This is a genomic window from Seongchinamella sediminis (assembly GCF_003457605.1).
In the GTDB taxonomy this organism is placed as follows: Bacteria; Pseudomonadota; Gammaproteobacteria; order Pseudomonadales; family Halieaceae; genus Halioglobus; species Halioglobus sediminis.
On the sequence record NZ_QRAN01000008.1, the window covers coordinates 115,711 to 127,630 of the forward strand.

The window sequence follows — 11,920 nt, forward strand, 5'->3', positions numbered from 1 at the left end:
CAGGGTCAGGGATTTCGGTGGACAGTAGCATAGCCCGAGCACCAATACCCCGATAAACTGGCGCCATGAACGTGAGAATCGTGGCGCTGTTGGCAGCGCTGCTGCCGTTTGTCGCGGTTCAGCTGACCTATGTGCTGGCCGCCAGCCACGGCCTGGTGGACTGGTGTTTTCCCTACATCGACAGCTGTACCTCGATCAGCGCGACCGGGCGCAAGCCCCCGGCCAGCTACCTGTTCCGCGCCACCATGCTGCCGGCGGCGGTGGTATTGATGGCCTACTGGTGGCTGAACTACAGCTGGCTGGGTCACCTGCAGCGGCAGCGGGGCAATAGCCGCCAGTGGGCCAATCGCTGGATGCTCGTCCTCGGCATCGTCGCCTGCATCGGCCTTATTCTCTATGTCACGGTACTGGGGGAGCGGGGCGATGCCTGGCGCACCCAGCGCCGCGTGGGCACCATCCTGTTCTTCTCCTTTACTTTCCTGTCCCAGTTGTTGATGCTGGCGCAGTTGGCCAGCCTGCGGGTGCCGGGCGTCAGCAGGTGGCCGCTCACCGCGATGCGCACAGTGCTGCTGACCCTGTTACTGCTGGGCCTGCTGACGGTGGTGCTGGATGCCTGGGACGAGCGCTGGTACGAGAGCGTCGAGGACGCCTTTGAGTGGGTGCTTTCCCTGTTGCTACAGGGCAATTTCCTGCTCGGCTATATTGTCTGGCGCCAGGCCGGCTGGCGCCTGGAGCTGAAGGAGTAAAGCGATGACCGCGATTGAGCCGCTGGATTTCGCCCGCGTGGTCGCTGCCAGTGAGCGTATCGCCGGCAGTGTGCACCGCACGCCGGTGCTGACCAGCCAGCTGCTGGATCAGCTGACTGGCGCGCAGCTGTTTTTCAAAGCCGAACACTTGCAGCGCGTGGGAGCCTTCAAGGCCCGCGGCGCCACCAACGCCGTGCGCAAGCTGGATGACGCGCGGGCACGGGCCGGCGTGGCCACCCACTCATCCGGCAATCACGGTGCCGCCCTGGCCATGGCGGCCGCCGCCCGCGGCATCGCTGCCCATATCGTCATGCCAGCCAATGCGCCTGCGGTGAAAAAGGAGGCGGTGGCGGCGTACGGCGGCCTGATTGTTGAATGTGAGCCCACCCTGGCGGCGCGGGAAGCAACCCTGGCGCGGGTGATTGCGGCCACCGGCGCCACAGAAATTCACCCCTACAATCACCCGGATATCATCGCCGGACAGGGCACGGCGGCGCTTGAGTTGCTGCAACAGGTTGCCGATCTCGACGTGGTGGTGGTGCCGGTGGGCGGCGGTGGCCTGCTGGCTGGCACCGCGCTGGCAGTGAAGGGCAGCACCAGCCGGACAGAGGTGCTGGCGGTGGAGCCCGAGGGGGCCGATGACGCGTTCCGTTCCTTCGGACTCGGCGAGCTGCAGCCGCAGACCAACCCCCGCACCATTGCCGACGGCCTGCGCACCAGTCTCGGTGAACTCAACTTCAGTATCATCCGTAAACAGGTAGACACCATCCTTACCGTGGCCGATGAGCGCATCGTGGAGGCTATGCAGCTGCACTGGAGCCGCATGAAACAGGTGGTTGAGCCCTCCGGTGCGGTCAGCTTTGCCGGTCTGCTGGAGCATCCGGAGCGCTTTCGCGGACGCCGGGTCGGTGTCATTATCAGCGGCGGTAACCTGGACCCGGCAAACCTGCCCTGGTAAACCCGGAGGTAACGTGAGACAGGCATTACGCTCAACCGTACTGGCAGGACTGCTGCTTGGCCTCGCCGGCTGCAGCAGCACCACCTTTCTCTACAATAGGCTGGATTTCATCATCCCCTGGTATGTGGGCAAGTACGTCGAGCTCACCCGTGACCAGAAAAAGTTTCTCGATGCCCAACTGGAGCCTTTCCTGGCCTGGCACCGCAGCCAGGAACTGCCCCTGTACCTGGGGCTTATCGACGCCATCGAGCAAAGCCTGGAAGGGGAGGTGGGCAGTGAGCAAGTAGCGGCGATTGTCGGTCGCTTCGAACAAGCCTGGCTGCGCATCGAGTTTCGCGGCCTGGAATGGATGCTGGCCCTGGGAGAGGAGCTGTCCCGCGAGCAAATGGAGGAATTCGTGGCCACGCTGCGGGACAAGCAGGAGGAGTACGAGGAAGAGTATCTGTCCCGCAGCGATGCAGAATACCGCGAGGAGGCCTATGAAAACCTCGAGGATTCAGCCCAGGACTTCCTCGGCCGCCTGGACTGGGGCCAGCGCGCGACCCTGGAGGGCGCGGCCGGGCGACTGCAGCGCTCCGATGCGATCTGGCTGCGGGAGCGGGCCCGCTGGCTGGACCGGCTGGAGCACTTACTGCAGCGTGAAGCCGGCTGGCAGGATGCGGTACGGGCGGCCCTGCGCAATCGCGAGCAGACCACCTCGGCGGAGTACCAGGCGGTCTACGAGCACAATGCGCAGGTGATCTACCAGGCCCTGGCAACCCTCGCCAACACCCGCTCAGAGAATCAGGACCGGCGCCTGCGCAAGCGGCTGGAGGACCTGCGCGAGGACGTCGAGTCGCTGATCGCCCGCGGCGGCTGAGGCTGCCGCCCTCAGTCCAGCAGTGACAGGTCGCGCACCGCGCCCTTGTCGGCGCTGGTGACCATCCTGGCGTACACTTTCAGCGCCGGGGTCACTTTTCGCGGCCGCGGGTCTACCGGTTTCCAGGCCTTCGCGCCCCGGGCTTCCATGGCGGTACGCCGTGCTGCCAGCTCTTCGTCGGTCAGCTTGACGTTAATGCTGCGCCCGGGTATGTCGATCTCGATAATATCGCCCTGTTCCACCAGGCCAATGGCGCCGCCGGCCGCCGCCTCGGGCGAGGCGTGGCCAATTGACAGCCCGGAGGTGCCGCCGGAGAAGCGGCCATCGGTGAGCAGGGCGCAGGCCTTGCCCAGTCCCCTGGACTTGATATAGCTGGTGGGGTAGAGCATTTCCTGCATGCCGGGGCCGCCGCGCGGCCCCTCGTAGCGGACGATAACCACGTCGCCGGCCTTGACCCGGTCGTTGAGAATATCGTCCACCGCCGCTTCCTGGCTTTCGCAGATGTGGGCCGGGCCCGAGAATACCAGGATGGACTCGTCCACCCCGGAGGTTTTCACCACGCAGCCGTCCTCGGCGATATTGCCGGTAAGCACCGCCAGGCCGCCCTCCAGGGAAAAAGCGTTGTCGATGGAGCGAATACAGCCCTGTTCCCGGTCGTCGTCGAGGCTGGGCCAGCGGGTGTCCTGGCTGAAGGCGGTCTGCGAGGGGATGCCGGCGGGACCGGCGCTGTAGAACTTGTGCACCGCGGCATCGCTGGTGCGCACGATATCCCAGTTGTCGAGGGCGTCACCCATGGTCGGGCTGTGTACCGTGGGGCAGCCGGTGTGCAGCAGTCCCGCCCGGTCCAGCTCGCCGAGTATGCCCATGATGCCGCCGGCCCGGTGCACGTCCTCCATGTGGTACTTGGGGGTATTGGGTGCCACCTTGCACAGCTGCGGCACCTTGCGGGACAGGCGATCGATGTCGGCCATGGTGAAGTCCAGTTCCGCTTCCTGGGCAGCGGCCAGCAAATGGAGGATGGTATTGGTAGAGCCGCCCATGGCGATATCCAGGCACATGGCGTTCTCGAAGGCCTCGAAACTGCCGATCTTGCGCGGCAGCACCGACTCGTCACCCTGTTCGTAGTAGCGTTTGCACAGCTCAACCACCAGTCGCCCGGCGCGCAGGAACAGCTGTTCCCGGTCGGCGTGGGTGGCCAGGGTAGAGCCATTGCCCGGCAGCGACAGGCCCAGGGCCTCGGTCAGGCAGTTCATGGAATTGGCGGTGAACATGCCGGAGCAGGAGCCGCAGGTGGGGCAGGCGGACCGTTCGTACTCGGCCACTTCCTCGTCCGAGGCGGAGTCGTCCACGGCGATGACCATGGCGTCCACCAGGTCCAGCTTGTGTTCGGATAGTTTGGTCTTGCCGGCTTCCATGGGGCCGCCGGAGACAAAGACCACCGGTATGTTCAGGCGCATGGCGGCATTGAGCATGCCGGGGGTGATCTTGTCGCAGTTGGAGATACACACCATGGCGTCCGCGCAGTGGGCGTTGACCATGTACTCCACCGAGTCGGAAATGATGTCCCGGGAGGGCAGGCTGTAGAGCATGCCGTCGTGGCCCATGGCAATGCCGTCGTCCACGGCAATGGTGTTGAATTCCTTGGCGACCCCGCCGGCCGCCTCGATTTCCCGGGCTACCAGCTGGCCCAGGTCCTTCAGGTGCACATGCCCGGGAACGAACTGGGTGAAGGAGTTGACCACGGCGATTATGGGTTTGCCGAAATCACCGTCTTTCATGCCGGTGGCGCGCCACAGGGCGCGGGCGCCGGCCATATTGCGGCCGCCGGTGGAGGTCTTGGAACGATACTCTGGCATAGGGCTATCCATCTGTCCGCTGGTGACTGATCACCGCGGGTTAAAAATCAGGCAGGGGAGGATAGCAAAAAAGCCACCGGCGGTCAGGAGGGCTGGTAACAGCAACCGGCCTGGCGACCGCACCGGTGCTTACAGCGGCTTGAAAAACACCTTGGAGTTGCGCTGCAGGTTGTACAGCGCCCGGCGCTCGGAAGGCAGTTCGTCGCGCGTGCTCTCGACAAAACCCTGTTCCAGGAACCAGTGGGCGGTCTGGGTGCTGAGCACGAATACCCGGGTCAGGCCCATGCCCCGGGCTTCCTGCTCCAGCTCCGCCAGCAGGCGCTGGGCGCGTTTGCCACCGCGGTAGTCCGGATGGGTGACGATGCAGGCAAGTTCGCCGCAGTTCTCCCCGGGGAACGGATACAGCGCCGCGCAGGCGATGATGCGGCCGTCGCGCTCCAGCAGCTGGAAGCGGTCGATCTCATTTTCCAGCAGTTCGCGGGAGCGCTTGAGCAGTATGCCCTGTTGTTCCAGCGGTTCGATCAGTTCCAGGATGCCGCCGACGTCGTCGATGTTTGCCTGGCGGGATTTTTCGTATTCCACGTTGGCCACCAGGGTACCGCTGCCGTCGTGGGTGAACAGTTCTTGCAGCAGGGCGCAGTCATCCCGGTAGCTGATCACCTGGCAGCGGGGAACGCCCTGCACGCAGGCCTCGCGGGCGGTGTACAGCAGCGTCCCCTGCTCTGTGTCCGCGGCCGGCAGGGCCTCGATGTCGTGCAGGGAAAGTTGCCGGATCAGTACGCCATCGGCGTCGGTGATGCCGGTCTCGCTGCTGAACAGGATCAGTTTGTCGGCGCAAATCGCCGCAGCGCAGTTGACGGCAATATCTTCCAGGGCAAGGCTGAAGATTTCCCCGGTGGGGGAATAACCCAGGGGCGAGAGCAATACGATGGCGTCGTCCCGCAGCTGGCGATGTATCCCTTCCGAGTCGATGCGCCGGACCTTGCCGGTGTGCTGGAAATCAACGCCGTCGACCACGCCCAGCGGCCTGGCGGTCACGAAATTGCCGGAGCACACCCGCATGTGCGAGCCCTGCATCGGCGAGTTGGGCAGGCCCATGGACAGTAGCGCCTCGATCTGCGCCCGCAGGGAGCCGGCGGCGTCCTTGACGTGCTCCAGGGCATCGGTGTCGGTGATGCGGATATCGCGATGAAAACCGGATTCGATGCCAGCCGCGGCCAGCCGGCGGTCGATTTGCGGGCGGGTTCCGTGAATGAGTACCAGGCGCACGCCCAGGCTCTTGAGCAGGGCGATATCGTGGATGATATTGGCGAAGTTGGCGTCCTCCGCCACCTCGCCCCCCAGCATCAGCACAAAGGTCTTGCCCCGGTGCATATTGATGTAGGGTGCGGTATTCCTGAACCAGCGGATGTGGGCCCGGCCGGAGCTCGTCACTGTCTTTCCCAAGTCATTGATTAATAGCAGGTTAGAGTACAGAAAGCCCTGCTGTTCACCTAATGGAAATTTTCCACAAATGGCCTGAGGAAGACGACCCCGCGGCTGGCCCGTTGCCGGGCCGGGTCAATCAGTGGACGTGGCCGTGGGCAATTTCCTCGTCGCTCGCCTCGCGCACCGAGACGACTTCAACGTCGAAGTTGAGGTCGACTCCCGCCAGCGGGTGGTTGCCGTCGATGATGATCTCGTCGCCGTTCACTTCCTTGACCACGATGCGACGGGCCTGGCCATCAGAACCCTGGGCTTCGAACGCCATGCCCGGTTCAATCTGCTCGATACCCTGGAAGGCGGCGCGGGGCACGGTCTCGATAAGCTGGGGGTGAACTTCGCCGTAGCCCTCTTCCGGGGTCACCGCCACTTGCAGCGATGCGCCCGCGGCCTTGCCCACCAGGGCATTTTCCAGGCCGGGGATAATGTTGCCGGCACCGTGCAGGTAGGCGAGGGGTTCAGCTCCCTCGGAGCTGTCGATGACTTCACCGCTGTTGTCGGTGAGTTTGTAGTGAATTGTGACAACGACCTTGTCACCAATGAGCAGGGACATGTTGGGCTCCTGGTTTGCAACGATGCGACTGGATTGACACCGTAATCGTGAATGTACCGCGAACAATAAACGGCGCGTTGCTGGCAGGTATGATTACTTATGAAAAACAGGAAGAGAAACGATGTTGCTGTAGTTCGGTGCAGAACATAAATAGCGTGGCCGCCAGGCAGACTGCCAGTATATAGCCCCTGTTTGCCCGGTCAACGGGATCTGTTTACAGGCAGTAGTGGCGAATGAATTGCTCCAGCAGCCTGATGGCAGGCTGGATCTGGTCCAGGGGCATGAATTCATCGGGCTGGTGGGCCCGGTCGATCGAGCCCGGGCCCATGACGATGGTCTCCATGCCCAGCTGTTGCAGGAATGGCGCCTCGGTGGCGAAGGCCACGGCAATGGCATCATGCCCGGTCAGCTTTTCGGCCAGTTTTACCAGTTCGCTGCTGGCGTCCTGCTCGAACGGGGACACGCCCTGGATCAGTGAGCGCATTTCGATGTCCAGGCCGCGGTCCCGGCCTATTTGCTGCAACCGGGCGCGGATGTCCTCCCTTACCTCGTTATTGTCGCCCGCCGGTGTCAATCGCAGGTCGAAGTGCAGTTCACTCTGGCCGCAAATCCGGTTGGGGCTGTCGCCCCCATGCAGACAGCCGAGATTCAGCGTTGGGTAGGCCACCTCGAACAGCGGATTGCTGTAGCGCTCCGCCATGATTCCCCGGTATGCCATCAGGTCGCCCATAACAGCGTGCATGCCATCCAGGGCACTGTTGCCGAGGTCGGGATTAGAGGAATGTCCGGCGTGGCCGTTGATGTGCACCGCCTCCATCATAATGCCCTTGTGCATGCGCACCGGCACCAGTGAAGTCGGTTCGCCTATGATCGCCGCCCTCGCTTTGGGGTAGCCGGCCGCGGCCAGTGCCCGGGCGCCGTTCATTGAACTCTCTTCGTCGGCAGTGGCCAGGATGATGAGTGGTTGCTGCAGCGCCGTCTCACTGAAGCTGGCGGCGGCAGCCATCGCTACCGGGAAAAAGCCCTTCATGTCGGCACTGCCCAGGCCATAGAGCCGGTTGTCCCGCTCTGTCAGGCCAAGCGGGTTGCTTTGCCAGCGGCCTTCGTCGTAGGGCACCGTGTCAGTGTGCCCGGAGAGTACGAGACCGCCCGGACCGGACCCACGGGTAGCGATAAGGTTGGCCTTGCCGCCGCCCTCGGTGACGGGCTGTATCTCGGTGCGAAAACCCATGTCGGCGAGCCAGCTCGCAAGCAGGTCGATCACCGGCCGGTTGCCTTCGTCCCAGCTGGGATCGGTAGAGCTGACCGAGGGCGTGCCGACCAGTTGGCTGAGTTGCTGGATCAGGCGGTGTTCTGTTGTCGGCATTCCGGTTCCGGTTGTCAGGCAGTGGCTGGGCTGTGCCGGATGGGATGGCCGGGCCGTTGGCTGCTGTGCAGGTTGTGACCCGGAAGTTTAGCCTGTGCCGAGGCTCTTCGCGACAGCTATGTTGCGGCCCGTTGCGGTGCAGCGACGCTCAGGTGCCAAAGATTCCCTTGAACAGGAAGAAAAACAGGATGGCCAGGCCAGCCCCGGCGGGGAGCGTGATCAGCCAGCTCATGAAAATATTGCCCACCACGCGCAGGTTCAGGGCCGCGATACCGCGGGCAAAGCCCACCCCGAGCACGGCGCCCACCAAGGTGTGGGTGGTGGAAATCGGCAGGCCTGTGGCGGAGGCCAGGACCACGGTGGCCGCTGCCCCGAGTTCGGCGGCGAATCCGCGGCTGGGGGTCAGCTCGGTGATTTTGCGGCCAACGGTGGTGATGACCTTCCAGCCATAGGTTGCCAGGCCCACCACAATTCCGATACCCCCGACCAGCAGGATCCACCAGGGCATTACCGACTTGCTGGCGATCTCGCCACCGGATTGCACGGTGCTGACGATGGCTGCCAGGGGGCCGACAGCGTTGGCCACGTCGTTGGAGCCGTGGGCAAAGGCCATGGAGCAGGCGGTGAATACCATTAGCACCGCGAACACGCGTTCCACGCTGCCGAAGCGGTTCTCATGGTCGTGGTCGTCCTGGATCCTGCGCAGCAACATGGCCCCGAGGGCGGCCACCAGCAGGCCCAGCAATGCGGAGATGGGAACCGCATTGGCAAACCTGCTGCCCAGGCCCAGGTCGAACTCCAGGCCCACATGTTTCAGGCCCTTGAGCAGCGTCACCATGGAAATCATGAAGCCCACCATCCACATGTAGACCGGAATGAACTTCTTGGCCCGGCGGAAGGGGTCCTCGGTATCGAGAATGAATATTTTCACGCTCATGAACAGGCCGAAGGAAATGCTGCCGGCCAGCACTGGAGACACCACCCAGGAGGCGACGATACTGCCCACCTTGCCCCAGTGGATGGCATCCACCGAGATGCCCACCGCGGCAAAGCCGACGATGGCGCCGACGATGGAGTGGGTGGTCGACACCGGCCAGCCCTTGATGCTGGCGATCAGCAGCCAGGTTCCCGCCGCCAGCAGGGCCGACATCATGCCGTACACCATGAGCTCGGGGTTGCCCTCCATCACCTTCGGGTCGATGATCCCCTTGCGGATGGTCGAGGTGACCTCGCCGCCGGCCAGGTAGGCGCCGAGGAACTCGAACACCATGGCGATGAGAATGGCCTGCTTGATGGTAAGGGCGCGGGAGCCGACCGAGGTGCCCATGGCGTTGGCCACGTCGTTGGCACCGATGCCCCAGGCCATGAAGAAGCCGAACATGCAGGCCATGATGAGAAAGACGGTGCCGTATTGCGCGATAATTTCCATGCTTTCTGCCCCTGTTACTTGGCCAGCAGGATTTGCAGGCGGTCACCGACTTTTTCCGCGCAGTCGGCCAGTGTGCCCAGCAGGGCGGTGGCGCGATAGTAGAACATGACGTCTACCGGGGGCAGATCCGCTTCCAGCTTGAACAGCTTGCGCCTGAGGCTGAACTGCTGCTTGTCGGTGCGGCGCTCCAGCTTGTCCAGCTCCTTGATCATCGCCTCTACCCGCTTGACCTCGCGACCGCTGAAGCCCACCTCCAGCAGGTCGTCCAGCAGCTGGATGGAGGCCAGCGCCTGGCCACAGCAGGCCACGCTGCTGTCGGCCAGTTCCAGCACCGGCGGCAGTATTTTTTCGGGGAACTGCATATACCGGCCCATGACGATGCTGGCGAAGTCCTCGGCGGTATTGGCGACCTGGTCCTGGATGCTGACCAGGGTCAGCAGGTCGGAACGCGGCACCGGCAGGAACAGGCTGGTGGGCAGGTGGCGGCGGACACTGCGCTTGATCTTGTCGGCCCGGCCCTCGGCGTCCATGATCGCCTTGTGGGTGACTTTGGCCTTGTCCCAGTCGCCCTCGGCGGTTGCCCGGATCAGGTCAGGCAGGTATTCGGCCGCTTCAAAGGCGACCTGCATGTGCTCTTGAATGGGGCCTATGGGCGAGCGTCCGAACAGGCTTCCCAGCGGGTTTATGCTGGCCATTGGGGTCTCCGGGCTGCGGTACTTTGTGGGGCGCAGTATAGGAAGAATGGGGCGCGCTGTCATAAAAACGTCAGAATTACCTCATCCTGGCAAATGCGCCAGTTAGCAGGCGGCTGCCCCCGGGGTGCTGTGCTAGCATTGACCTCTGCGCCGGCGAGATGAGCATTCGCTGGCGTGACAACCACAGGAAAGGGCAACATGGCGACAAATTTCGGTGAGCAGGCAATGGAGCACCGTCTCGAACTGGCCCCGCTCGCCCGGCAGCTGCACGATGATGGCCGCCTGTCGGGGGCCGACCTGCAGCACATCAGCAGCAATGCCCGGGTCAAGGTGCACCCGCTGATTTACCTGGCGGAGCAGAAACTGCAGGATCAGGGCCGGCCGGGCAAAGCCCTCGACATGGACAGCCTGCTGGCGTGGCTCGGTGACCGCACAGGGCAGGCCGTGTACCTGATCGACCCCCTGAAGATCAATGTCACCGCGGTTGCCGAGGTGATGTCCCAGGCCTTTGCCGAGCGCCACCGCATACTGGCGGTGGAGGTCCGCGATGACGAGGTGTGGATCGCCTCGGCCGAGCCCTATATCCGCTCCTGGGAAAGCAACCTGGAGCATGTGCTGCGCAAGCGCATCCGCCGGGTGCTGGCGGACCCGCGGGATATCGCCCGCCACACCGCCGAGTTCTACACCATGGCGGGCTCCGTGCGCGGCGCGCGGGGCAGCGAGCGACTGGACAAGCGCCCAGGGACCTCCAACCTGGAGCAGATGCTGGAACTGGGCTCCATGAAGGAACCCGATGCCAACGACCAGCACATCGTCAATATCGTCGACTGGCTGCTGCAGTACGCCTTTGAACAGCGCGCCAGCGATATCCATATCGAACCTCGCCGCGACGTGGGTAATGTGCGCTTTCGCATCGATGGTGTCCTGCACAGTGTTTATGAGCTGCCCCAGCAGGTCAGCGCCGCGGTGTTAAGCCGGATCAAGATCCTCGGGCGGATGGACGTGGCGGAAAAGCGCCGGCCCCAGGACGGCCGCCTGAAAACCCGCGGCCCCGAGGGCAATGAGGTGGAGCTGCGCCTGGCGACACTGCCCACCGCCTTCGGTGAAAAGCTGGTCATGCGGATTTTCGACCCGGAGGTGCTGCAAAAAAGTTTCGAGCAGCTGGGACTGGCGGAGGATGACCTGGCCCGCTGGGACCATATGACCAGCATGGGTAATGGCATTGTGCTGGTGACCGGCCCTACCGGGTCCGGCAAGACCACAACCCTGTATTCCACCCTGCGCCAGCTCGCCACCGAGCAGGTTAACGTCTGTACCATCGAGGACCCGATCGAAATGATGGAGGAGTCCTTCAACCAGATGCAGGTCAACCACGGCATCAAGCTGGATTTTGCCTCCGGGGTGCGGGCCCTGATGCGCCAGGACCCGGATATCATCATGATTGGCGAGATCCGTGACCTGGAGACGGCCAACATGGCGGTACAGGCCGCCCTCACCGGCCACCTGGTGCTGTCCACCCTGCACACCAACGACTCCCCCAGCTCCATTTCCCGGATGCTGGAGCTGGGCGTGCCCGCCTACCTGATCAAGGCTACCGTCAGGGGCATTATGTCCCAGCGCCTGGTGCGCATACTGTGCGAGCACTGCAAGACCTGGGAGCCGCTGGAGCCGGACGCCTGGCAGCAACTCACAGCCCCCTTTGAGCTGGCTGCCCCGGAACAGGCGGCCAGGCCGGTGGGCTGCAAGGAGTGCCGCGATACCGGCTACAGGGGGCGTCAGGGGATTTACGAGGTGCTGGTCAACAGTCCGCAGTTACAGCAGGAAATCCACTCCCAGCTGGAAACCGCGAGGGTGCGCCGGATCGCCATGAGCGAGGGTATGAAAACCCTGCGCCTGTCCGGCGCCGGTCGGGTGGCCCGCGGCCAGACCACGATTGAAGAGGTGATGCGGGTAGCGCCGGTACTGGATAGCTGAGA

General features: G+C 63.7%; 10 protein-coding genes. 4 read left to right on the forward strand and 6 right to left on the reverse strand.

The window, feature by feature from the left end:
- The first annotated feature begins 65 nt into the window (after nucleotides 1–65).
- Genes DWB85_RS09275 through DWB85_RS09285 form a run of 3 tightly spaced genes read left to right on the forward strand, consistent with a single transcriptional unit; the run spans nucleotide 66 to nucleotide 2,563 of the window.
- Nucleotides 66–746: a Frag1/DRAM/Sfk1 family protein gene (locus tag DWB85_RS09275; protein WP_117953940.1), complete on the forward strand. Its 681-nt coding sequence runs from the start codon at nucleotides 66–68 to the stop codon at nucleotides 744–746.
- A gap of 4 nt (nucleotides 747–750) precedes the next feature.
- Complete coding sequence (locus tag DWB85_RS09280) at nucleotides 751–1,704, forward strand: pyridoxal-phosphate dependent enzyme (RefSeq protein ID WP_117953941.1); 954 nt, start codon at nucleotides 751–753, stop codon at nucleotides 1,702–1,704.
- Between the two features lie 13 nt (nucleotides 1,705–1,717).
- Nucleotides 1,718–2,563: a DUF6279 family lipoprotein gene (locus DWB85_RS09285; RefSeq protein ID WP_117953942.1), complete on the forward strand. Its 846-nt coding sequence runs from the start codon at nucleotides 1,718–1,720 to the stop codon at nucleotides 2,561–2,563.
- Nucleotides 2,564–2,574: 11 nt separating this feature from the next.
- On the opposite strand, the gene ilvD is transcribed toward DWB85_RS09285, so the two are convergent.
- From ilvD to DWB85_RS09315, 6 genes are all read right to left on the reverse strand, one after another.
- Nucleotides 2,575–4,419 carry a dihydroxy-acid dehydratase gene (gene ilvD / locus DWB85_RS09290; protein ID WP_117953943.1) on the reverse strand — a complete coding sequence of 615 codons (1,845 nt, stop codon included), beginning with the start codon at nucleotides 4,417–4,419 and terminating at the stop codon, nucleotides 2,575–2,577.
- 129 nt (nucleotides 4,420–4,548) lie between these two features.
- Nucleotides 4,549–5,853, reverse strand: coding sequence for an amino-acid N-acetyltransferase (gene argA, locus DWB85_RS09295; RefSeq protein WP_239017272.1), 1,305 nt, complete (start codon nucleotides 5,851–5,853; stop codon nucleotides 4,549–4,551).
- Nucleotides 5,854–5,983: 130 nt separating this feature from the next.
- On the reverse strand, nucleotides 5,984–6,454 hold the full coding sequence (locus DWB85_RS09300; protein WP_117953945.1) for an FKBP-type peptidyl-prolyl cis-trans isomerase: 471 nt from the start codon (nucleotides 6,452–6,454) through the stop codon (nucleotides 5,984–5,986).
- A 214-nt stretch (nucleotides 6,455–6,668) separates the two neighbouring features.
- Complete coding sequence (argE, locus tag DWB85_RS09305; RefSeq protein WP_117953946.1) at nucleotides 6,669–7,820, reverse strand: acetylornithine deacetylase; 1,152 nt, start codon at nucleotides 7,818–7,820, stop codon at nucleotides 6,669–6,671.
- Between the two features lie 148 nt (nucleotides 7,821–7,968).
- Entirely contained in the window at nucleotides 7,969–9,249 is a 1,281-nt protein-coding gene (locus DWB85_RS09310) for an inorganic phosphate transporter (protein WP_117953947.1), read from the reverse strand.
- 14 nt (nucleotides 9,250–9,263) lie between these two features.
- Nucleotides 9,264–9,944, reverse strand: a complete 681-nt coding sequence (locus DWB85_RS09315) for a TIGR00153 family protein (RefSeq protein WP_117953948.1) — start codon at nucleotides 9,942–9,944, stop codon at nucleotides 9,264–9,266.
- A 198-nt stretch (nucleotides 9,945–10,142) separates the two neighbouring features.
- Between DWB85_RS09315 and tfpB the strand changes: the two genes are divergently transcribed.
- Nucleotides 10,143–11,918: a type IV pilus assembly ATPase TfpB gene (gene tfpB / locus DWB85_RS09320; protein ID WP_117953949.1), complete on the forward strand. Its 1,776-nt coding sequence runs from the start codon at nucleotides 10,143–10,145 to the stop codon at nucleotides 11,916–11,918.
- The last annotated feature ends 2 nt before the right edge of the window (nucleotides 11,919–11,920 follow it).

Bases quoted from the DNA above. Each gene is read 5' to 3' on its own strand.
- DWB85_RS09275 (WP_117953940.1), top strand. From the start codon at position 66: ATGAACGTGAGAATCGTGGCGCTGTTGGCAGCGCTGCTGCCGTTTGTC.
- DWB85_RS09280 (WP_117953941.1), top strand. From the start codon at position 751: ATGACCGCGATTGAGCCGCTGGATTTCGCCCGCGTGGTCGCTGCCAGT.
- ilvD (WP_117953943.1), bottom strand. From the start codon at position 4,419: ATGCCAGAGTATCGTTCCAAGACCTCCACCGGCGGCCGCAATATGGCC.
- DWB85_RS09300 (WP_117953945.1), bottom strand. From the start codon at position 6,454: ATGTCCCTGCTCATTGGTGACAAGGTCGTTGTCACAATTCACTACAAA.
- argE (WP_117953946.1), bottom strand. From the start codon at position 7,820: ATGCCGACAACAGAACACCGCCTGATCCAGCAACTCAGCCAACTGGTC.
- DWB85_RS09310 (WP_117953947.1), bottom strand. From the start codon at position 9,249: ATGGAAATTATCGCGCAATACGGCACCGTCTTTCTCATCATGGCCTGC.
- DWB85_RS09315 (WP_117953948.1), bottom strand. From the start codon at position 9,944: ATGGCCAGCATAAACCCGCTGGGAAGCCTGTTCGGACGCTCGCCCATA.
- tfpB (WP_117953949.1), top strand. From the start codon at position 10,143: ATGGCGACAAATTTCGGTGAGCAGGCAATGGAGCACCGTCTCGAACTG.